The following is a 22,821-nucleotide window of genomic DNA, read 5'->3' as shown; positions in this document are numbered from 1 at the left end:
CTTATACCGCCTTGTTGGGATCGAAGGCATCGCGTACGGCTTCGCCGATAAAAATCAGCAGCGAAAGCAGCACGGCCACGGAAAGAAAGGCGGTGATGCCCAGCCACGGTGCCTGCAGGTTGTTCTTGCCCTGCAGCAGCAGTTCGCCGAGCGACGGCGACCCCAGCGGCAGGCCGAAGCCCAGAAAGTCCAGCGAGGTGAGGGTGGTGATGGAGCTGCACAGAATAAACGGCAGGAAGGTGAGCGTTGCTACCACGGCGTTAGGCAGCATATGGCGGAAGATGATTCCCCGGTCGCTCACTCCAAGCGCCTGCGCGGCGCGGATATAGTCGAAATTACGGGTGCGCAGAAACTCTGCCCGCACCACGCCTACCAGCGCCATCCAGCCAAACAGAACGGTGATGCCCAGCAGCCACCAGAAGCTCGGCTGCACCACGCTGGAAAGCAGGATAATCAGAAACAGCGTTGGCATACCAGACCAGACTTCGATGATACGCTGACCCCACAGGTCAATTTTCCCGCCGTAGTAGCCCTGAACGGCACCGGCCACCACGCCCATTACGCTGGAGAAGATCGTCAGCATCAGCCCAAAGAGAATAGAAATCCGCGTACCGTAGAGAATGCGCGCCAGCACGTCGCCGCCGTTAGCGTCCGTCCCCAGCCAGTTTTGCGCAGAGGGCGGAGAAGGGAAGGGGGTCGTGGTCGCGAAGTTAATGCTGTTGGCACCAAAGCGCACCGGCGCCCAAAGGGCCCAGCCGTGCTGTTCGATCTGCTGGCGCAGCCACGGATCCTGATACTCCGCCGGCGTCGCAAACGGGCCGCCGAAGTCGCTTTCACTGTAGTTAGCCAGTACCGGCACATACCAGCGGTCGTTAAAGTGCACCAGCAACGGTTTGTCGTTGGCGATCAGCTCCGAACACATGCTCAGGACAAACAGGACGGCAAAAATCCACAGCGACCAGTAGCCGCGGCGGTTATGGCGAAAACGGGCCCAGCGGGCCTGGTTAACGGGGCTTAAACGCGGCATCAGCGGCCCTCAAAATCAATTCGGGGATCGACCAGCGTATAGCTGATATCACTGACGATATTCAGCAGCAGGCCAATCAGGGTGAAAATATAAAGCGTGCCAAACATTACCGGATAATCGCGCGACACGGTGGCTTCGTAGCCCAGCAGGCCGAGACCGTTAAGCGAGAACATCACCTCAATCAGCAGCGAGCCGGTAAAAAACATGCTGATGAACGTGGCCGGAAACCCGGCAATCACCAGCAGCATGGCGTTGCGGAAGACGTGTTTCCACATAATTTGCTTCTCGCTGACCCCTTTGGCGCGGGCGGTCACGACATACTGCTTGCGAATTTCATCGAGAAACGCGTTTTTGGTCAACATGGTCAGGGCGGCAAACCCGCCGATCACCGTTGCCAGAACCGGCAGCGTGATATGCCAGAGATAGTCGGTGATTTTCTGGTACCACGGCAGCGTGCTGAAATCGGCGGAGACCAGCCCCCGCAGCGGGAAGATGTCGAAGTAGCTGCCCCCGGCAAAAAAGACGATCAGCAGGACGGCAAACAGAAACGCCGGAATAGCATAGCCGATGATGATAAAGGTGCTGCTCCAGATATCGAAGCGGCTGCCGTTATGCACCGCTTTACGGATCCCAAGCGGTATAGAGACCAGATAGATAATCAGCGTCCCCCACAGCCCCAGCGTGACCGAAACCGGCAGGCTTTGCTTGATCAACGTTAACACGGACGCACTGCGGAACAGGCTATCGCCAAAATCAAAGCGGATATAATCCCAGAGCATCTTGAAATAGCGCTCGTGAATTGGCTTATCAAAGCCGTAGCGATGGGTGATCTCGGCGATCACCTCAGGATCCAGCCCGCGCCCGCCGCGGTAGTGGCTTTCACTGATATTCCCCACGCCGGTGCGCGCATGGCTCGCGCCCATGCCTTCTCCGCCGCCGCCGGGCATGCCGCCGCTATTGCCAAACTCAATGGCGGCAATAGCCTGATCGACCGGGCCGCCAGGAGCTATTTGCACGATAAAAAAGTTAATGGTGATAATGGCCCACAGCGTGGGAATGACCAGCAGAAGACGGCGTATTAAATAGGCACCCATGATAATTCCTTATCGCCGCTCGGCGGGCAGTCTGGCGGCTTTATTTACGTCATACCACCAGGTGTCAAAGCCCAGCGAATAGACAGGGCGCACGGCAGGCACGGAGAACTTGTCCCAGCGTGCAAGCCGGTCTTCGCCCATATACCACATCGGTAGCATGTAGTAGTTCCAGGTTAAGACCCTGTCGAGGGCGCGACCGAGCGGCAGAAGTTTTTCTTTATCGCCCTGCGCCGCCACAATTTTTGCAATCAGGGCATCAATCGCCGGGCTTTTTACCCCGGGCGCATTGTAGGACGAGTCGATGTAGCTGGAGGCCCAGGAGATTTGCAGGTCCGAGCTGGGCCACGGCTGCGCGGGCCACAGGCGCTGCATCATGTCGTAATCACGGCTGCGCATGCGGTTGGTGATCTGCGCGTTATCAACCTGACGAATATTCATGGTGATCCCCAGCCGCGCAAGGTTGTGTTTAAACGGCAGCACCCACTGATCGTTGCCGCCGGAGGAGAGCAGCAGTTCAAAGCTTAAAGGCTTGCCGGTTTTCGCATCGACGCGCTTCTGATTCTTCAGCTGCCAGCCTGCCTCATCCAGCAGCTTGCTGGCCTTCAGCAGATTGTCGCGGTCGTACCCGTCCCCTTTTGAAGCGGGCGGCTGAAACACCGTGGTAAATACCTCCGGCGGCACGTCCGCTTTCAGCGGCGCCAGCAGGACCAGTTCGTCGGCTTTCGGGTAATCCCGCGCGGCATATTCGGTGTTCTGGAAATAGCTGTTCGCACGGCTGTACGCCCCGTAAAAAAGCGCTTTGTTCATCCATTCAAAATCAAAGGCCAGGGAAATCGCTTCCCGAACGCGGCGGTCTGTAAATACCGGGCGCTGAATATTAAATGCCAGCCAGCGCGTGTCCTGGGCGGATTCGTTTTTATGCTCGTCTTTCACGATGTAGCCTTTCGTGAAGTTTTTGCCGATATAGCGGGTCGCCCAGTTTTTGGCGCTGCTCTCCACGCGTAAATCGAATGCGCCGGCCTTGAAGGCTTCAAACGCCACGTTATCGTCGAGGTAGTAGTCATAGCGAAGGGTGTCGAAATTCCAGCGCCCGCGGTTTACCGGCAGGTTAGCCGCCCAGTAGTCTTTCACGCGGGAATAGACCACGTACTGCCCCATGCGCCAGTCGGTAATGCGGTAAGGGCCGCCAGCCAGCGGTGGCGTGGAGAGCGGGTCGCTTAACTTATGGCTTTTCCAGAACGATTCAGGCATAACCGGCAGCGAGAACAGGCTGAGCATATTCTCTTTGTTCGGTTCGCTCAGCTCGATGCGTACGGTGAGCGGCGCAATGGCGCGCACCGTTGTGCCTTTATACACAATGCGGAACTGGGGAACGCCTTCGGTCATAAATTTATGAAACGTAAAGGCCACGTCGCTGGCCCTGACCGGCGTGCCGTCGTGAAAGCGGGCCCGGGGATTTAGGGTAATTTCGGCCCAGGCGAAGTTATCCGCGTAGCGCACGTTATCGGCAATCAGCGGGTAGTAGCTGCCGGGCTCATCATCAGACGTCACAAAAAGCGTGTCGTAGAGCGATTCCGTTCGCGCCGCGGCCACCCCGCGCAGGGCGAAGCGGTTAAAGTTGTCAAACGTTCCCGTCGCCGAGAGCGTGACCTTTCCACCCTTAGGGGCGGCAGGATTGACGTAATCGAAGTGCGTAAAATTGACCGCGTATTTGGGCTCGCCAATCACGGCGAACGCGATGTTCTCTTTGATGGTTTGCGCCTGGCTGGACAGGCTCACTACTGCCAACCAAAGCAACATAAAGCGCATAAACATCTCGCGGCGGCTCCCTCTTTTACAGACCGGCTCAGTAAAGCTGAATAATAAGTGACGCCACCGGCAATGTGAAATTATTCACCGTCAGGCGACAGCGTATTTTGCCACGTGCGGAACTGCTCCAGCGGCATCGGGCGGCTAATCCAGTACCCCTGCAGGTAATTAACCCCATGCTCGCGCAGCCAGGCCGCCTGTTCCGGCGTTTCCACCCCTTCCGCAACGGTCGACATATTCAGTCGTCTTGCCAGCGTCAGTACGGCATCCAGCACCGGGGAGGTCACGGTTTCTGTGCCAATGGCGTTGACGAAACCACGGTCGATTTTCAGGTAGTCCATGGTGAAATGTTCAAGATAAATCAACGCGCTGTGGCCGGTGCCGAAATCGTCGATGGCAATTTCAAACCCTTCGTTATGCAGCCATTCGAAGAGGCTGTTAGCTTCCCGATGGTTAAGCATGTCGCGCTCGGTAATTTCCAGTACGATCTGGAAGTAATCAGGCGGCAGCAGGGCTTTGAAGGTGCGCATATCGTCTTTGAAGCTTTCCGCATGCAGATGCCCCGGAGCGATATTAATGCCCACTTTCGCACCCGGCGGCAGCACGGTCTGTAACACTGGCGCATCGTGAATAATCAGGTCAAAAAGATGCAGCGTCAGCGGGACAATCAGCTTCTGCGCTTCGGCAAAATTGATAAAAGCGTCCGGCGGGATCTCACCCATGGTCGGGTGCTTCCAGCGCATCAGGACTTCAAGCCCGGTCATCCTGAGCGATTTGGCATCGACAACGGGCTGATAAACCACATAGAACTGGCCGCGCTTGATGGCGCTCAGAATTTCTTTGCCCGGATTGAGACGCGTCGTGAGGATGTAGAAGTTCAGCGACCCTGCCGCAATCCCGCACACCAGCCCGAAGAACAGGGCATAGAGGATCTCATCGCTTGTCCACTCCTCGGCGTACAGGTTGATGGTCAGAGGAACGTCTTTGAGCGTCGCGGTGCGCGCGGGAGTCTCGTGTAAATCCTGCGCCCTGACGAGGGTGCTCGATCTGGTGGATAACGCATTGTCGCCGATGATAATCGCGATACCTGCAAACTCGTCCTGACGCGCGGTATAAAGCAGGTATGGCGTCAGGTTAAGATTCACTGAGGTGAATACGCCGCCGTCTTTCACGAGCGGGTTACGATACCAGATGGCAATCGCGGGTTTATTGGGCAGCATGGGGGTGCCGGGGAGCAGCGCGACATCAACCTGCTTGTTGATGTGCAGCTCGGGTATCAGCTCCTCCATCGGGGCATTCATTGGACCTGTGGCTGACGAGCAGAAAGCCATTTTGTCTCTGACCAGCAGGAAGGCACGCACGTTGAGGCTGAAGGCCGCGCGCGAGGTCAGCTCCGCGTTAACGTCATGGCAATTATTGAGCGTGAGCGGCTGGAGCACGTCGATCGAGGCTTTTAGCTCGTCAAAATAGCTATCCATGTAGATGCTCACATCCTTGATCAGCGTATCGAAGCGAATTTCCCGCTTGTGGTAGCTCCAGAGAAATTGCAACGAACCCAGGAGCAGGGCGGCAATCAGGCCGGTAATGATACTGAGGATCAGTATCTTTCGATGACTGGAAAAGTAGCGGGTGAGCATAAACGTCGTGGTTCCTGAATTGCCGCTGATAGTATTCATTGTAACGGGCAAAAAAAAACACCGCCGAAGCAGTGCTTTTTTTTATTGTATCGCCAGCCAAGGGATAACCAACGATACAATCATCATATTAACTGCGGGTCAGTACGCGTCGCGCTTCGTTGTAGCGCTTCTTCCAGTACGGTTCATTCATGCTGGAAATAGTCACACCGCTGCTGGTGGAGGCATGTACAAACTGGTCGTTACCAATGTAGATACCCACGTGTCGACCTGTCGAACCCGCACGGAACAGAACTAAATCGCCGGTGCGCAGTTTGGAACGTGAAATCGACTTGCCCATCTCCTGCTGTTCGTAGGTCGAACGCGGAAGGTCTAACCCAAATTGTTCACGGAACGTACGCTGTACAAAACTGGAACAATCAATGCCTTTTTTGGTACTGCCGCCAAGACGGTAACGCACGCCTTTCCAGTCAGCATACTGGTCCATAATGCGGGACTTCACGTCCAGATTACGTACCATATTTTCAAATTCATCCTGAGAGGCTTGCAGTGAAGAGGCGTCTTCCATTCCCACAACACGCGTCTCAGGATGCATATTCTTTGCGGTGTTCGATGTACTACATGCAGATAACAGTACCGCGACTGCTATCGCCGGGATCCCCCGTAAGATATATCTCAGAAACGGTTGAGATTTGACCATTTTGTTTATTTTCCCTTGAAGTCCTTAACGACAAATATCGTTATAAAAATGCCAAACGTGACGAGACTAATTATCTGTTCACAATGAGACAATTGTTTCTGGCGACATTTGTGGCGCAGCGCACAAAATTATTCACCATGGAAATAATTATCCCTATGGGGCAAAACGAGTTCGAGATTAACCGATTGCCTGGGGTATTGCGAGTAAAAAAAGCCTTTTTTTTATAAGAAATTGTGATACAGAAAGTAAAAATCCGTAAATGCTCAAAATAGCGGCAGATCCATAGCGTAATCGCGCAATTGCTTCATTTTTATCATGAATACGATGACGAGAATATGACAGCGAGGAAGGATCGTGGGAAGCGCTCTATCAGGGATCGCTATGATCCCCGAGCGTTAACGTTAAAAGATGTTGATTATTTGTTTAATACTTGTTACTTTCTGCGCGGGAGGTGGCGATCGAAAACAGCAATCAGGCGATCGCTCAACGGCGTCATCAAAACCCACGGCAGACCAATCAGTACCGCGGAAAGGGAACCCACAACAATATCAGTTAGCCAGTGAGCGCCGATCATTACGCGCGGAAAGGCAAATATCACCACAATAAGCAGGGCAATAGCGAACGCTTTCTTGCCGAAATAGCGCAGCATGAACCCAGAGAAAATAAGCAGCATCATGCCGTGATCGCCCGGGAAACTGTCTTTCGACGCATCTTTTGTTGGAATATGCAGCAATTCACTCACGCGATAAATATTCGGGAAAGAGAGCGAAGGGCTTGCGCGTTTTACCGGCATCAGATGTTGCGCCAGCTGATTAACGATCACCGCGGTCAGAAGCATCACCAGTCCGATAATCAGGATACGCCGACGCCCTGAATAATCCTCTTTGAGCCAGAAAGAGAGCATCAGGCAGCCCATGGCCAGCAGGGAAAAGCCGTCAAAGGCGCGGTTGTTGGTGATCGCCACCAGCCACAGGAAGGCGTCGCTCTTCACCAGCCCCTGGTTGAAGAAATGAAACAGGGATGAATCCAGCGGGAACCAGAAACCGTGATTCACCGGGATATACCAGGAGAAGAAAAGCGCCAGACCGGCGACATTAAGCAGTAATATCAGGGGAATTCGAGTCGTCATAACGTTCTGCATAGAGTGAAAACTGGGGCAACGTTAGCCGCCCGAACTTAAACGAAGCTTCAACAGGCTGGACTGCAGGGCATTCCAGTCGGCGTTAACCGCACTAATTAACTCTATTCGGCTGTCAGGCGGCGCGACGTTTTGCGTTTCGATAAAGAAATCGTCGCCCTGGCGGTTGATCCTTACCAGCCCGTCTGGCGTGCGCATAATCCCTTTCACGCGGTCGACCGGCGCAAGCCTGGCCCACTCAAGGATGCCAATGGTATCGAAAACGGTATCGGCATCGAAAATCCATCCGCAGGCCTGATACCCCTGACCGCTGTTCAGATTACGACGCCAGCGCTGATGTTCCGGCAGGCTAAGCGCGGCCAGGCCCTGTTTTGCAGGATGGTTATGCGCATGCTCCGCGCTGGCCGGAAGTTCCGTCAGATTCAGGCGAGGAAGATCCAGCAGGGCGCTGTCAATGTTCCCCTGGGTGGTCTGCACCCGCGTTCGATTGCCGCCGAAATGTTGCCACCACGCGTCCAGCGCGGCCTGGCTTTCCGGCGTGGCGCGATCTTCTTTGTTGGCGACGATAACGTCTGCTGAGGCAAGCTGATCGCGGAAGTTTTCATTGGCCACCGCTTTTTCATCCAGAAGCTGACGCGGATCGAGCAGGCACAGCGTGGCGCGCAGATCGATCCACGGCTCGTAAACCGGGGCGGTCAGTAAATCGAGGATCTGCTTCGGGTGGCCCAGACCGGTGGGTTCAATCAGCAGGCGGTCCGGTTTACCCTGACGCAGCAGCGTATTGAGACCCACCTGCATCGGCAGGCCGTTTACGCAGCACATGCATCCGCCGGGGATCTCTTTAATCATCGCGCCGCTGGATGAAAGCAACGCGCCATCAATGCCCACCTCGCCGAATTCATTGACAAGCACGGCCCATTTCTCTGCGGGATCTTTATTTGCCAGCAGATGAAGGATTGAGGTGGTTTTACCGCTGCCGAGAAAACCGGTGATGAGGTTGGTTTTGGTCACGTGCGCTCCGCTAGAGAATTGTAATGCTATAACACTATGATCTTATCCTGGCGAAAAACGGGCGCAATGAGAAGGGGGGAGGGCGAACGGAGGCGATATCCGTTCGCATTAAGCGCAATAATCGCTAAAGATTTAACGTTTCTATAACGGCCTGACGTGCGCCACGGCGGGCGATGCGCTGGTAGGCCTGGCTGACAGCCTCTGCAAAGACGCTATTCTGCGCGAGATCGTGACCAAATACCTCACTTAGCCCCAGCAGCGCGTGGACGCGATCGGTATCGCTGCTGGCGTCGACAATCGCGCGAATTTTATCGCTGAGGGGATCGCGAACGTCAATCGCGTTGCCGCGTTCGTCGAACCCGCTGACGTAGCGCATCCAGCCGGCGACGCCCAGCGCCAGTAGCGGCCATGCTGTTTTACGCTCAAGGTGGACGCGGATCCCATCCAGCATCCGCTGCGGCAGCTTCTGGCTGCCGTCCATCGCGATTTGCCATGTACGGTGCTGTAGCGCCGGGTTAGCAAAACGCTCAATCAGACTGTCGGCGTAAGCCTTCAGGTCGACATCCTTTATGCGCAGCGTGGGTGCCTGCTCATCCAGCATTAACCGCCGGGCGGCTTCGCGGAAGGTGGTGTCCTCCATACATTCATTAATATGCGCGTACCCGGCGAGATACCCAAGATACGCCAGGAAGGAGTGGCTGCCGTTAAGCATGCGTAATTTCATCTGCTCCCATGGCAGAACGTCCTGCACCATCTGAACGCCTGCGGCTTCCCACTCAGGACGTCCGGCGACGAAATTATCTTCCACTACCCACTGAATGAACGGTTCGCAGCTTATGGCGCACGGATCGTCAACCCCGAGCGCGTCGGCGATTTCCCTGAGCGAGGCCTCCGTCGCGGCGGGAACAATTCTGTCGACCATCGTTCCCGGAAAACTCACGTGGCCTTCGATCCACTCCGCCAGCGCGGGAGAACGCTTTTGCGCCATGCCGAGCACCGCGTTTTTCACTACGTGGCCGTTGTCCGGGATATTGTCACAGGAAAGCACGGTAAACGCAGGCAAGCCGCGCTCGCGGCGGCGATTGAGGGCTTCGACCAGGATCCCCGGCGCGGAATGCGGTTCAGCGGGGTTTTCGAGGTCGTGAAGGATCCGGGCGTTTTGCAGATCCAGCTTACCGGTCGCGGGATCGATGCAGTAGCCTTTCTCCGTAATGGTGAGTGACACAATCGCCACCTGCGGCTCACAGAATTTCTCAATAATAGCGGGAACAGAGTCCAGCTTTGCGTTCAGACATTCATGTACAGCCCCGACAACAATCGGCTGATTTCCTTCCGCGCCTTTCTCCAGCACGGTAAACAGGTGATCCTGGGCGCGCAGCTGGCTCATCAGCACATCGCCGCTGAACAGGCTAATCTCACAAATCCCCCAGTCGCCGCCTTTTTCATTCAGTACCAGGTTTGTTAACAATGCCTGGTGCGCGCGGTGAAACGCACCGAAGCCAAAATGGACGATGCGGGAGCGCAGTTGCTGACGATCGTAGCGCGGTTGCTGAACCTTCGCGGGAAGGGCGGTGGAGGCAATTGTCTTCATGAGATACACACCTGATTAACCATTAATTAACAAGGCCAGTGTAAAGTTATATGACAGCAAATAAAATTGGTGAGCCGTAAATATCCCCGTTCTGTGAGTTTGATCAATCAATGTGTGGCGGTATGTTGACCCTTTACGGTAAACATGTATGGTAGTCGTCATTGCAGTACCCCATATTGGTATAACAACTTGAGAGGAAGAGGCAATGGAACAAACCTGGCGTTGGTACGGGCCGAACGATCCGGTTTCTCTTGATGATGTGCGTCAGGCTGGCGCAACGGGTGTCGTTACGGCGCTGCATCACATTCCTAACGGCCAGGTCTGGCCGGTTGAGGAAATTCAGCAGCGTCAGGCGCTGCTGGCGGAGAAAGGATTAACCTGGTCTGTGGTAGAGAGCATTCCGGTTCACGAAGATATCAAAACCCATTCCGGTGAATACCAGACCTGGATTGCGAACTATCAGCAGAGCATTCGCAACCTGGCGGCCTGCGGCATTGATACGGTTTGCTATAACTTCATGCCTATTCTGGACTGGACGCGTACCGACCTTGAATATCAGATGCCGGACGGCTCGAAAGCGCTGCGTTTCGACCAGATTGCCTTTGCGGCATTCGAGCTGCATATTCTGAAACGTCCCGGTGCCGACGCGGATTACACAGCTGAAGAGCAGCAGCAGGCGCTCGCGTGGTTTAACGCTGCCAGTGACGCAGATATCGAAAAGCTGACCCGTAATATTATTGCGGGCCTGCCGGGGGCTGAAGAGGGCTACACGCTGGATCAGTTCCGCGCGCGTCTGGCGGAATACGGCGATATTGATAAGCAGCAGCTGCGTGAAAACATGGCGTATTTCCTGCGCGCTATCGTGCCGGTAGCGGAAGAGGCCGGCGTACGTCTGGCGGTGCACCCGGACGATCCGCCGCGTCCTATTCTCGGCCTGCCGCGCATTGTTTCTACCATTGAAGATATGCAGTGGCTGAAAGAGACGGTAAACAGCATCTATAACGGCTTTACCATGTGTACCGGCTCCTACGGCGTGCGCGCGGATAACGACCTGGTGCGGATGATTGAAACCTTCGGGGATCGTATCCACTTCACGCACCTGCGTGCGACCTGCCGTGAGGAGAATCCAAAGACCTTCCACGAGGCGGCGCACCTGGGCGGCGACGTGAATATGGTGGCGGTGGTCGACGCTATCCTGGCGGAAGAGGCACGTCGCAAGCAGGCAGGCGATGTACGTCCTATTCCGTTCCGCCCGGATCACGGGCATCAAATGCTGGACGATCTGCGTAAGAAAACCAACCCGGGCTATTCGGCGATTGGCCGCCTGAAGGGGATGGCGGAAGTGCGCGGGGTTGAGCTGGCGCTGAAGATGACGAAGTATCCGGAGCTTCTGTAACCGGAATTGTCGGGTGGCGGCTTCGCCACCCGACAAATGCCATAATCAGTCAGCACGACCCATATAGCGTTTTTCTTCGATATGGATGCGGATCTTCTCGCCAGCGGAGAGGTATTCCGGTACCTGCACAACCAGGCCGGTGGTCAGGGTCGCTGGTTTGTTGCGGGCACTTGCTGACGCGCCTTTAATGCCCGGTGCGGTTTCAACGATTTCCAGATCGACGGTCTGCGGCAGTTCCAGCGCCAGCAGCACGCCGTCCCAGGTCAGCACCTGCATGTCTGGCATCCCGCCTTCAGGGATAAACAGCAGTTCCTCTTCAATCTGATCTTTGGTGAAGATATACGGGGTGTAATCTTCTTTATCCATGAACACGTACTCGTTACCGTCGACGTAGGAGAAATCAACGTAGCGACGGGTCAGGGTCACGGTATCGACAATATCGTCACCTTTAAAACGTTCTTCCACCTTCAGGCCGGTACGCACATCGGCGAAACGCATTTTGTACAGCGTCGCTGCACCACGGGCGCTCGGTGCCTGAATATCGATGTCTTTCACAATCAGCAGTTTGCCGTTGTAATTCAGTACCATACCTTTCTTAATTTCGTTCGCTCTTGGCATTGCAGTAATCCTGTCTACGGGAGGTAAAAAATATCGCGCCAAATTACTCGCGCGCGGCCTTTCAGGCAAGCGGAATTCGTGGCTTTTGCTATCAATACGCAAAAGGTGTTACTGTGCGCCCGATGCCCGACTGTACGGGCGTTCGTCACCGAGAGAGCATGTATGGATTGTCGTCCAGATTGCGGCGCGTGCTGTACCGCTCCGTCCATTTCAAGCCCCATCCCAGGAATGCCGGAGGGCAAGCCTAATAGTCAATTATTCGCAGTTTAAAAATGATATAGCTAAGCAGAAATGACTTTTTTGCTAAGTGTTTCAATTGAATGTGAAAAGCTTTCTCCATAGCCAGTTTTCGACAGCTGTAATAACTCATTTAGTCCAGAATGACTTGTAAACGAAAGGTTTTCATACAGGCATATAGGAAGTTCTGAATTGTCTTTAAATCTTCTGTCTGGGCCTCCAGACTTGTTCACATACTTCCATGTCCTGCCAACGACTATGGCATCTCCAGGTACACCTTCGCTTTCAATGAATCGACTGTCACCAACATTAACGAATAGCTGGTTATAACCAACAGCGCCAACACCTTCACGGTCATAAACGAGTACTCTATCTGGAAAAAAATGTAATGTTTGGCGACCGACATTGATAGCAATCGTCTCAATATTTGTTTTAACAAAGGGAGGCTTTGATTTGCTGATAGAGGTTATTTTTCTGCGTAGTAAGTTACCAGCCCCGGCATGATACTTGGGGTCATAAACGGCTCCAGAAGCTTCTATATGCCATACTTTTGAGCAGCTTGCGAGTTTGGCTCCACTATCATGAAGTTGCTGGTAACATGCCATCATTTGATCATCAAAGCCATAAAAAAGAACAGTAGTCTTTCTTAGCTGATCGTACATGTAAGCAAAAACAGAAATTGCTGCCCCTAAGATAAATCCTATGGCGAGGCACCACTCAGGCCATGCCTGTGAAAAACCGTAAAGTAACAGCGCAATCGAAAGGCAGATGACCAAGGGCCATATTTGTGACTTCTTACGTTTGTTGTTCAACTCTTCAAGCAGTTCTCGGGAACTTGAATCAACGATTTCCGAGATATGGGATGACTCGATTTCCTCAAGAGGTGCATGTGTAGTGTCATGTTCTATTGGAAATTCGTCTGAAACATGTTGAACCTTCTTTCTGTTCTGTGGGACAAGGCTTGGTGAAAGCGAAGCACGATAATAGACTCCCCTAGCACCGATGTGGATGTAATTTCCTCTTGGGCCAGTACCAAGCCTAAGTCCTTTTATACCAATAGATGCACCGACTCCTGATTTGGATAGGTTAAATCTCATCGGTCCAACGCGAATGCTTTTCTTTATGTAGAAGCTCATAGTAACTCCTTGTAAAACGGGGGGGGTTAATTCATCCTAAGCTAGGGCGGTTTAACTCATCTATTTTACTGCAATGTTAAAGGAACATTAAGCCATGTAAGAGGGCAGATGATTATTTATAGAGGAATAGGTGCTGGTTGCATGCTATCGATCCAATTGCGCAGTGTGTTAATGTTTTATTCAAATTCAGAGAAATTGAGAGGTTACCATGGAATGCCGAATCGACTGTGGGGCCTGATGCTCCGCGCCGTCCATCTCAAGCCCATTTCCGGAATGCCTGACAACAGCCTAATTGTCAATTATTCATAGTATGCAACTGGCATGTATGGTTAGACTGGCTGATTATGAGGCCTTCTGTTAATGTCATGGGAACTACAAGGTAGCGTGAGGCATGTCTAATGAAGTGTCGTATTGATTGTGGGGCTTGTTGTATTGCTCCTTCTATATCAAGCCCAATTCCTGGCATGCCTGAGGGGAAACCAGCAAATGTAAGGTGTGTTCAATTATCTAATGACAACTTATGTAATATTTTCGGTTCGGAACTACGACCAAAAGTGTGCGGTAATCTTCAACCTTCGCTAGAGATGTGTTCAACGGATCGTGATGCCGCTATGACTTATCTGCTTCATTTGGAGTCCAGTACAACACCATAATTATTTGTAGCATACAACCTCCGGTGATACATATTTGGTATTTATATCAATAAGATAGGTAGCTCTCATTCTCTTATAGGATAGCTATCACGCAGCTATATCACTTTCAAAAATGTCTTCCAAGTCTTGTTGTTGAATTCTATCAGTGACATCGTCATTAAAGTCTGGTTTCAGCTGCTCAATATTAAATTGAACACGATAGCCTGTTTTCTCTGCAATATAATCACTGAGTTCATCTGTATCTACAGGATTGGGGCAAGTGACACCATCATGCTGAAGCAAAACGACATTATCACCAAGAAAGCTAATTATGTGTTGAAGTATCAGTGATTCTGCACCGTGGAGAAGATGTGCTAATAATTTTGACTGCTTAACGCATTCTCCGCTTTCTGTTCTGGTCTTAACAATCATCCCTGCGTCGTTTTTGATTTTGCAACTCCCTCTAGTCCGTGCTGTAAAATCTTCAATCACGTAACGTCTCACATTGGTGATCTCCTGAACTAGTTTACTAATCCAAGTATCTTTTATAGTGACTTTACTAGTATCAATACCCAGTTTTTTTAGCACCCCACGAGGACTGAGATTTGAGCCATAGATAAGAGCGATCAAAACCACCTTTGCTTGTTCTTCTGCGCATTGTAACGTAGAGGCTATTTCTTTACGGACCTGTTTTTTGTTACGGACATAATGGCTTATGTAGGGCGTTTTTATACCGATCCGATCGCACATCTGTTCTAGTAAGTTGTAGTGACAATTCTCGATATCCACATCGAACATTCCAGTCAACGCAGTTTTACGAATCTCTCTCTTACAATTTTGAAGATTTACAGGGCCTTCTGCATACAACCGTCCCCCATTACTTTGCACGTATGTTATCGGTAATAAACCACTTTTACTCGACTTCGTTAGCGCTAACAGGTATTCAATTTGGCTAACCATATTTCTATGGTTGCCGCTCTGCTTAAGTCTCTGCATGTATCGCCATAGAGACATCTCATTAAGAGGAATTTCTTTAGGGACCTTAACTTCTACATAACATTTATTGCTATTTTTTAATTGGGAGCGTATGCCATTCCGAGGTGGGTTGTATGGTTTTCCTTCGTTGTAGAGACCACATTTGCTAGGAACTGCATTGCAACATGCCGAAAAAATGTCATACCCAGCACTAGTCACTCTATAGCCGTTAGCCCAATGATCGGCCCAGTAATTACAACTTTTTGTGATTAAAGGAATATCTTTTATCATGTCCTCAAATCTCGAAGCGCTCGGTATATGTTTTCTTCTTTCATAGGAATAAAGTGAGAAAACGTACTCATCTTTGGGATGCTTTCGCCTGTTGACGGCTCCGATCAGAAATTGATTGAAATAATAAAGTTTCTCTTTTTTTGAATATTTATTCAATACATCAGATGTGCAAACACCTTTATCAACTAATACAGTTTCAATGACTTCATCAAAGTTTCGTGGTTTTAGGTTCATATTAAATTCTCTTTTTACAAAACCGTGAAATGGGCTGGAGGCCTTGCTATACACGGGTTTCCGGTAGTTTGTTAGTAGTATTTATGCAACATATTACTGGTGTCCCTTCTTCTCTTGCCCTTCTCCCCTTTCCGGGGAAAAAAAACTAAAAAAAGACTTAAAAATCGTTCAGATCAGTGATAAGAATAAAATATTGTTGTAAAGATCATTCATTCGCTGATTTCAAGACGCAATAAAGGCAAAGGGTTTACCGTTAAAGTCAAGAAAGCTGATCTAGAAAGGGATCAATAGAAGGGAGTTGCGGATAAAGAGTAGTACATCGTGTACTACGAGAAGCAAGGTTTGCTCCCTTGGACCAGGTCATCACTTCCCGGCATCACGGTTCAGCTTGGAGAGGTTGCTGCGCCCCGTGAAAATTACGTTGTTGGCATATAGGATATTAGCGATAAGGGGACATTGTCAAATCGGAAAGTCAAGATTTATTATTGACTTAGATTTGAAATCCTATCGAAAAAATGTTAACCACACACATGATTTTTAAGAGAAAAGGGAATAACACGTTAGCTTTGCTTTATCTTCGGTTATGGCCAGTTTGCAGCAACCTGATCATTCTTGGCGATCTGATTAAAAAGCGTGTTGTCTGTTTTGAGCGAGGTATAGATACAAGCATCGGGTAGACTTGCGCCCTAAGATTATGAGAAGGCAGACTACATAACTCGCTTCCGGTATCGCCAATGATCTTTTCATTTCTCTCTTTGGCGAAAGGATCTTTCTGACCTTCTGGCTGAACATCCCACACGACTTCTGAGGAACGGCAAAGAGATAGCTCTAGCGGTGTCACTATTACCGGTCGATTAATCAGGAGTAGAATCATAAATCAATCAGCTCTGCATATGAAAATTTGTGTTCACCAAGGCCAACTTCCCATAACGTTAAACGTTATTGCACAACAAAGCGCATATCGAAATTCCGATATCTGAAATCAGGTTGATAAGTGAATCATGGGATGGTGGCGTTTCGAGATAATAAATAATGATCGGTCCGTTACCGCTGTTGCGAATTATATCTTGTGTGTAATGTGTAGTACCACAGGTACTATAATGCCACTGAAGTATGTTCCGTATGTAGAGCGGCATTGAACAGGTGCACTAAATACAGAACTCCAGACGGTAACTACGCCGGATTCCTCATCGTTGCACCGATTATCAGCTTTGCATTCTATCTTCTCTTATCTAGTCATTCCATGAACATCAGCATATAAAGTCATCATCTCTGACATGTAAAGCTGCCCGATACAGCAACACATAGCCTACTATCCTTTGCCTGCTGCTACCGAAAACAAGATGCTTAGGTATCAGATCTGTGAACATAGTGAACTATTTTACCTGCCATCAGGACCATATAAGTCAGTAGCTTAGATGATGTTTTGGTCTGATAGCTGTTTTTGAACAGTATTGGTTGTTCTAGGAACGGCTTTTTGTAGCGAATTTGCCTTTGTGAAGATTTACTGGGTTTAAAAATTTGCAATAGATTAAAAAATGATCAATTTTTAATTGAACCCACAACATGCTATGAAGTTAGGATTGGCGATATGAGCATAAAAAGTGATAATAAACAGAGTATTAAAGTTGCTGCCTATCTTCGGATGTCTACTGAACATCAACAATATTCAATTGATAATCAGATCCAATTCATCCAGAAATATGCGGATGATCACAATATGAAGATTGTCAGGATCTATGATGATGAAGGAAAAAGCGGTGTCTCTGCTATCGGAAGAGATAACTTCAAAAGGCTAATCAAAGACGTTGTGACCGGAGAGTTAAACGTCGGAGCTCTTCTTGTGTATGATGTCAGCCGATTCGGACGGTTTCAGGACAACGATGAAGCAGGATATTATAGTTATCTTCTAAAGTTTCATGGTGTAAAAATCATTTATTGTGCAGAAAATCTGCCTGAAAACTCGCCTGAAATTCAGATGCTTACTCTGCCTGCTTTAAGGTATGCTGCTGGCGCGTACAGCCGAAACTTATCTATAAAGGTTTTTGCCGGACATGTAAATTTGGTCCGGAGAGGTTTTTATCAGGGAGGGGTACCTGGTTATGGGCTGCGACGCAAACTAGTCGATAGTGAAAGGAAAGATAAATTCGTACTCCAAGCGGGAGAAAGAAAAAGCCTGCAAACCGACAGAGTCGTCTTGGTACATGGTCCAAATGAAGAAATAAACATCATAAAAAAAATATTCAACCTCTTTATTCTTGATTCTTTTAATGAATATCTTATCGCTGAAACCCTTAATCGTGAGGAACGCACTCGCTGTGAGACTAGGCTGTGGACTCGTAGTAAGGTTCATGCAATATTGACTAATCGAAGACTGACTGGGGACTATATTTACAACAAAGCTTCGGCTAAATTGAAAAGCAAGCGGGTAATTAACCCTGAGAGTGAATGGGTTAAATACGAAGGCTTTTTAGAACCTATAATTTCTGAAGAAATATTTCAATTAGCACAGCATATTATTTTTAATAGAAGTGCCCATCTTTCTGATAATGATATATTAGATTACCTGAAGGATAAATTACGGCAACATGGTAAACTCTCTGGATTTATTATTAATGAAGATCCAACGGGACCTTCGAGTTGCACTATATCACATCGCTTTGGTGGTTTGATTAATGCCTATCATTTGATAGGCTATACACCAGAAAAAGATTATACTTATCTTCGTATTAATAAAAATCTGCGTGAGTTTCACTCTGAAGAAATTAAAAAGATATATGGTTTTTTAGCCTTGAGTAATATAAGTGTGACTACTGATAATTTAATATCTATCAACGGTAACCTTAAGATATCTGTCGTGCCATCCAGGTGCAAGGCAATGAAGTCAGGGAAGCTTACTTGGATAGTTAGACTGGAGCGAAGCTTATCACCTGATATCAGCATTGTGATGAGAATGAATGAACGTAATACTGAAATTGTTGATTATTACATCCTCCCTCATTTGGAAAAAATAGAAAACCTCCTTTCTTTGAAAGAGAATAATAGTTTTTTACTCGAGTTATTTCGTTTTGATGACCTTCACATTCTAAAAGATTTATTATCTCATTATCCTATGAGGGCAGCATGATGAATAACAATCCTGAAGTAATTGTATTAATAAAAACATCATTAATTAAAATTATAAATCCACGCTCAAGAAATAAATTCAAACATAGAGAGATAATTGAAAGTATTGATAAAAGTGGTTTAAGAAAACCAATTACTGTCAGAAGGATTAATGATAAAAATTATGAATACGCCTTGGTATGTGGTCAGGGGAGACTTGAGGCTGTGATTAATCTAAATGAGGAGATGATCCCGGCTTTCATCATCGATATTGATGATGAAACGGCATACCTAATGAGTTTGATTGAAAATATGGCTCGTGTTAATCCAAGAGCTGGCGAACAGTTCAATCGAATAAAAGAGATGAAAGCAGAAGGGTTAACCGATAAAGAAATATCAACAGTTACGGGGTTTTCATATGGGTGGATAAGCAGTATAACCATGCTTATTAATAAAGCAGAGAACAAACTACTCGCTGCTGTTGAGTCAGGGAAAATACCAATTTCTCTGGCTGTAGAAATTGCTAAAACAGACCATCAAGGAGCACAGGAACTTTTTGTCCAAGCCTTTGAAAAGGGTGAGATAAAGCATAAAGATATTATAAAAATACGAGCTATTCTTGATGCCAGAAATGAAGGTCTGAAAGGTTTTATTGGATCAAGTTTTGGATATGGAAAGAAGAAGAGGGAGCTTACAACGGAAGACCTAACAAAACTTTATCAGGAGAACATTGATAGTCATAAAAAAATAAAGAAAAAAGCATTGTTTGTTGAGGGGAATATAATTTTAGCTAAACAAATAATTAATGAGATTATGAATGACGGAGGATTCCTGAAGTTGGTAAAAGAGGAAGGTATGCTTGAGCATGTTAACTTAATAATTAATAGTAAACATGAGGAATTATGATTATGATTAATTACTGCTTTCATAATGACGCGGTTTTTTTCAAACTTGAATCACTTATACAGACTAAAGTCCTTCCTTCTAACTTTAAGCTAAGCACAAAGTATATGCAGATTAAATCCTCGCTCGAAGTGGTTGGGTTGGTAGAACCTGTAGTTATTTTTATAGATAGTGTGCAAAATCATATGAAAATTCTTGATGGTCACCTCAGAGTTGAGGCTCTGAAAGATTTAGGTGAAAGTAAAGTTAAGTGTATAATATCAAGCGTTTATGATACGTTCACACCTAATAGCCGAGTAAATAGAATAAATATTATACAAGAGCAGAGAATGATTAAAGAAGCTCTTAATTCCGGAATACCAATCGAAAAATTAGGCCAGGCACTCAACATATCGGTAGATGCTATTAGAGGAAAAATAAGAGTGCTAAATGGTATATCTCCCGAGGTTATTCATACATTCGCTAACCACCACGTCCCTAAAGCAACATTCTATATTCTGAAGAAAATGAAACCAATGAGGCAGATTGAGTGTTCAAAATTAATGATGAATGTTGAAAATTTCAGTAGTAATTTTGCACTTTCTTTGCTTCATAATACACCTCCGAATTTGTTAATGAGACCATCTGGAAATTTAGATACTGATACTGCTGGTCGCAGAAAGATGTTAGACAGGCTTGAAAGAGAAATGGCTCAAATTCATGTTGACACGCAGAAACTCAAGGAGACTTATGGTGTGAACACCCTCAAGTTAGTAATTGTAAAAACACATATTACTAGCCTGCTCGATAACCCAAAAATCCTACAGTGGCTTCTAAAGTATAAGCCAGACTTTTTGACAGAGTTGAACAAAATTTCTAATATTAATTCTCTTGATGATTAGGGGGTTATATTTACCTAATAATTTAAATCCCCTAATAAACTCTTATCCTAATAATGGGTTTTGATTCGTTTCAGGAATAGGTAGATCAGAAGCTATAGCACTGGTGAAATGATAAATCAAGCTTTTAAGACATATATGCGCCGCATGCCACTGTTGTGATTTGATAATGTCAAAAGGAAGTCCTTTTAAGACTCTCGCCCCCGGATAAAGGGGCGCAGAAATAGTGACTTGGTGAGGGTGATGCTATCAGAACGTGACAAAGGCGGAGGGGGATTGTGTAGTTTACAAATTGTCAATTGGCAGCAGAAGGTATAACTTATACCCCATTAATTAAGTGATAGGTGTTGTGATATGGATATTAATGAGTTCCCTCCGGGAGTAATCGAACATCTTGGGTGGTATGTATATCGACTGATTGATCCACGAGATGGCAGTACTTTTTACGTGGGTAAGGGGAAAGGTAATCGCGTTTTTGCTCACATGCGCGGTGAAGTGGCTGCCACTGATGATGAACTACTTAGTAACAAACTCAAGCAACTTCGTGAGATTAGATTAACTGGTCTGGAGGTCATCCATGTTATCCATCGGCATGGTATTGCCGATGAAAAGACTGCTTACGAGGTGGAGGCTGCTCTAATCGATGCTTACCCAGGTTTGACCAACATCATGAATGGTGCTGGCAGTAACGAGTATGGTGCTGCACATATCAAAGAACTAATCGCATTGTACCAGCCTGAGACAGTTGAATTTAAGCACAAAGCTATGATGATATCTGTTAACAGAAGTTCAAAGGATATTGATCTCTATGATGCAGTTCGATTCAGCTGGCGTGTAAGCCTCGAACGCGCAAGCAAAGCTGAAGTTATCCTGGCTACAGTAAAAGGAATTGTCAGGGGGGTATATATAGCTGATGAGTGGTTAAAATCTACCCGTGATAACTTTCCTGAAATGCGCCAATGGGATGAAGATGATGAGTTTGAAGCTACTCAAAGTTCACGCTTTGGTTTTCGGGGAGGCGCGGCATCTCATGAAGTTGCACAGCTCTATCTTGGTAAGAAGATCCCTGATGACCTCAGAAAGAAAGGGGCAATGTCTCCTGTGAAGTATTCACCAAATTTCGATTACTAAAAGGTAATCGTAGCTTGAGGCCGAATGAATCAGAACGATTCTCCTGGAAACACTAAAGGTGTGGCCAGTTTTTGTTGACCACTGCACTTCGCTTACTGCGGACTTTCAGCGAAGTTCGCCAAATCGTAACAGGAAAGCCCATTATACACGTGTATAATGGGCTTTCCTGTTACGATTCGTTGGTCTGCTTCACTTCATTATTAAGTGATGACACCAACTAGAATCTATTCAATAGAGAAGCCTGACTGCTCATCACTTATTGTGGGCGTTTAGATTTGATTGAAGTTTAACTGCTAAAACTGTCGATTCGAGTCCGAGCTAAACTAATTAGCTTATTAACTCCTTCTTGATTCGGTAAAATGTGGCGCGACTGATACCCGCCGCTTTGATTATGTGAGCTGGTTTAACGTTCTGCACCAGCATTTCGCGAACTGTCGCTCGGGCTTCCAGATCTTTTTCTTTCCCCTTATACAAACCTGCCTGTTTTGCTTTCGCGATCCCCTGCGCCTGACGTTTACGCCGTGTCTCATAATCTTGACGTGCCATTGTCGCAAGGATATCGATCAGCATAGCATTGACTGCCCGAAGAATGCCGCTGGTAAGGTCGTTACCGGACATTTCAACTATCTGCCAGCTTGTTGGTAAATCCATTGATACAATAACCAGTCTTTTACTGTTCAGCGTAGCTTTGAGTTCAGTCCATTCTTCATGTTGAAGACGACTAAGACGGTCAATCGATTCAATAAGAAGTAGATCACCGGGCTGTGCTTCCGTCAGTAGATGCATGAGTTCAACGCGTTCTAGCTTCGCACCACTTGCATTATCAATATATTCTCCGGCAACCGACCAGTTTTTGCTTTGCGCAAATTCGCGAAGGCTAACTAATGCACGATCAGCATGTTGGCCTTCAGTTGATGCACGGCAGTAGATACGGATATTCATCATGGTTTATCTTTTAACTGTAAAATCAATACCCAAATGATACATCACGTTGTTTTGTTGTCAATAGAGTTTCATTTAACCCTATTGAGACGTTGTGACATGGTCTTTATCAGGTATACTCGATTAATACATATTTTGAGTTGCGTAGAACTATAAGCCTCGAAATGTATTAATTTAGAGTTTATATAACTCATATGAATGATTTGAGTCATGTGTAATGGCTCACAGTTTTTTAAAGAGATTTAGTGTTTCCAGTATCCATCCTCATCCTGATTGCATTAACATTTCGAAAGGTAATTTTCTAGCATGGGATTAGAGCTATGAAAAAAAACAGCGCAT

At 47.8% G+C, this 22,821-nt stretch carries 18 protein-coding genes and 2 pseudogenes; 7 read left to right on the top strand and 13 right to left on the bottom strand.

Features of this window, described 5'->3' with window-relative positions:
• Position 1: 1 nt before the first annotated feature.
• From HBM95_15555 to HBM95_15520, 8 genes are all read right to left on the bottom strand, one after another.
• Positions 2–1,027, bottom strand: a complete 1,026-nt coding sequence (locus HBM95_15555; protein NIH44343.1) for an ABC transporter permease — start codon at positions 1,025–1,027, stop codon at positions 2–4.
• A complete protein-coding gene (locus HBM95_15550; GenBank protein ID NIH44342.1) occupies positions 1,027–2,121 on the bottom strand; it encodes a microcin C ABC transporter permease YejB in 1,095 nt (364 codons plus the stop codon). Before HBM95_15550 ends, HBM95_15555 begins: the two co-directional genes overlap by 1 nt.
• A 9-nt stretch (positions 2,122–2,130) precedes the next feature.
• The gene (locus HBM95_15545) at positions 2,131–3,936 is read right to left on the bottom strand and encodes an ABC transporter substrate-binding protein (GenBank protein ID NIH44341.1); all 1,806 of its coding nucleotides are present in this window, start codon (positions 3,934–3,936) and stop codon (positions 2,131–2,133) included.
• A 74-nt stretch (positions 3,937–4,010) separates the two neighbouring features.
• Entirely contained in the window at positions 4,011–5,567 is a 1,557-nt protein-coding gene (locus HBM95_15540) for a cyclic di-GMP phosphodiesterase (protein NIH44340.1), read from the bottom strand.
• 127 nt (positions 5,568–5,694) lie between these two features.
• Complete coding sequence (gene mepS / locus HBM95_15535; GenBank protein NIH44339.1) at positions 5,695–6,264, bottom strand: bifunctional murein DD-endopeptidase/murein LD-carboxypeptidase; 570 nt, start codon at positions 6,262–6,264, stop codon at positions 5,695–5,697.
• Positions 6,265–6,697: 433 nt separating this feature from the next.
• Positions 6,698–7,393 (bottom strand): phosphatase PAP2 family protein, encoded by a 696-nt coding sequence (locus HBM95_15530; GenBank protein ID NIH44338.1) that lies wholly within the window; start codon positions 7,391–7,393, stop codon positions 6,698–6,700.
• A 33-nt stretch (positions 7,394–7,426) separates the two neighbouring features.
• Positions 7,427–8,413, bottom strand: a complete 987-nt coding sequence (locus HBM95_15525) for a GTP-binding protein (GenBank protein NIH44337.1) — start codon at positions 8,411–8,413, stop codon at positions 7,427–7,429.
• A gap of 124 nt (positions 8,414–8,537) precedes the next feature.
• Entirely contained in the window at positions 8,538–10,004 is a 1,467-nt protein-coding gene (locus HBM95_15520; GenBank protein NIH44336.1) for a fructuronate reductase, read from the bottom strand.
• A 205-nt stretch (positions 10,005–10,209) separates the two neighbouring features.
• On the opposite strand from HBM95_15520, the gene uxuA reads away from it, so the two are divergent.
• Positions 10,210–11,400 (top strand): mannonate dehydratase, encoded by a 1,191-nt coding sequence (gene uxuA / locus HBM95_15515; GenBank protein ID NIH44335.1) that lies wholly within the window; start codon positions 10,210–10,212, stop codon positions 11,398–11,400.
• 45 nt (positions 11,401–11,445) lie between these two features.
• Here uxuA and yeiP read toward each other — a convergent pair whose 3' ends face one another.
• Positions 11,446–12,018 carry an elongation factor P-like protein YeiP gene (yeiP, locus tag HBM95_15510; protein ID NIH44334.1) on the bottom strand — a complete coding sequence of 191 codons (573 nt, stop codon included), beginning with the start codon at positions 12,016–12,018 and terminating at the stop codon, positions 11,446–11,448.
• Between the two features lie 162 nt (positions 12,019–12,180).
• Between yeiP and HBM95_15505 the strand changes: the two are divergent.
• Positions 12,181–12,264: pseudogene (locus tag HBM95_15505) on the top strand (YkgJ family cysteine cluster protein).
• 35 nt (positions 12,265–12,299) lie between these two features.
• On the opposite strand, the gene HBM95_15500 reads toward HBM95_15505, so the two are convergent.
• Positions 12,300–13,391 carry a DUF4236 domain-containing protein gene (locus tag HBM95_15500; protein ID NIH44333.1) on the bottom strand — a complete coding sequence of 364 codons (1,092 nt, stop codon included), beginning with the start codon at positions 13,389–13,391 and terminating at the stop codon, positions 12,300–12,302.
• 398 nt (positions 13,392–13,789) lie between these two features.
• On the opposite strand from HBM95_15500, the gene HBM95_15495 reads away from it, so the two are divergent.
• On the top strand, positions 13,790–14,044 hold the full coding sequence (locus tag HBM95_15495) for a YkgJ family cysteine cluster protein (protein NIH44332.1): 255 nt from the start codon (positions 13,790–13,792) through the stop codon (positions 14,042–14,044).
• A gap of 87 nt (positions 14,045–14,131) precedes the next feature.
• On the opposite strand, the gene HBM95_15490 is transcribed toward HBM95_15495, so the two are convergent.
• Positions 14,132–14,326, bottom strand: a complete 195-nt coding sequence (locus tag HBM95_15490; protein ID NIH44331.1) for a hypothetical protein — start codon at positions 14,324–14,326, stop codon at positions 14,132–14,134.
• 1,918 nt (positions 14,327–16,244) lie between these two features.
• Positions 16,245–16,659 (bottom strand): annotated as a pseudogene (locus HBM95_15485) (arsenate reductase).
• 455 nt (positions 16,660–17,114) lie between these two features.
• Here HBM95_15485 and HBM95_15480 point away from each other — a divergent pair.
• From HBM95_15480 to HBM95_15465, 4 genes are all read left to right on the top strand, one after another.
• Positions 17,115–18,650 carry a recombinase family protein gene (locus HBM95_15480; GenBank protein NIH44330.1) on the top strand — a complete coding sequence of 512 codons (1,536 nt, stop codon included), beginning with the start codon at positions 17,115–17,117 and terminating at the stop codon, positions 18,648–18,650.
• The gene (locus tag HBM95_15475) at positions 18,650–19,534 is read left to right on the top strand and encodes a ParB/RepB/Spo0J family partition protein (GenBank protein ID NIH44329.1); all 885 of its coding nucleotides are present in this window, start codon (positions 18,650–18,652) and stop codon (positions 19,532–19,534) included. The genes HBM95_15480 and HBM95_15475 overlap by 1 nt, the downstream gene beginning before the upstream one ends.
• 2 nt (positions 19,535–19,536) lie before the next feature.
• Positions 19,537–20,412, top strand: coding sequence for a ParB N-terminal domain-containing protein (locus HBM95_15470; GenBank protein ID NIH44328.1), 876 nt, complete (start codon positions 19,537–19,539; stop codon positions 20,410–20,412).
• A gap of 351 nt (positions 20,413–20,763) precedes the next feature.
• The gene (locus HBM95_15465) at positions 20,764–21,540 is read left to right on the top strand and encodes a hypothetical protein (GenBank protein ID NIH44327.1); all 777 of its coding nucleotides are present in this window, start codon (positions 20,764–20,766) and stop codon (positions 21,538–21,540) included.
• Positions 21,541–21,867: 327 nt separating this feature from the next.
• Here HBM95_15465 and HBM95_15460 read toward each other — a convergent pair whose 3' ends face one another.
• Positions 21,868–22,482, bottom strand: a complete 615-nt coding sequence (locus tag HBM95_15460) for a recombinase family protein (GenBank protein NIH44326.1) — start codon at positions 22,480–22,482, stop codon at positions 21,868–21,870.
• Between the last annotated feature and the right edge of the window lie 339 nt (positions 22,483–22,821).

The organism is Enterobacter asburiae (assembly GCA_011754535.1).
Taxonomy (GTDB): domain Bacteria; phylum Pseudomonadota; class Gammaproteobacteria; order Enterobacterales; family Enterobacteriaceae; genus Enterobacter; species Enterobacter cloacae_N.
This window is presented reverse-complemented; position numbering and strand designations above follow the sequence as displayed.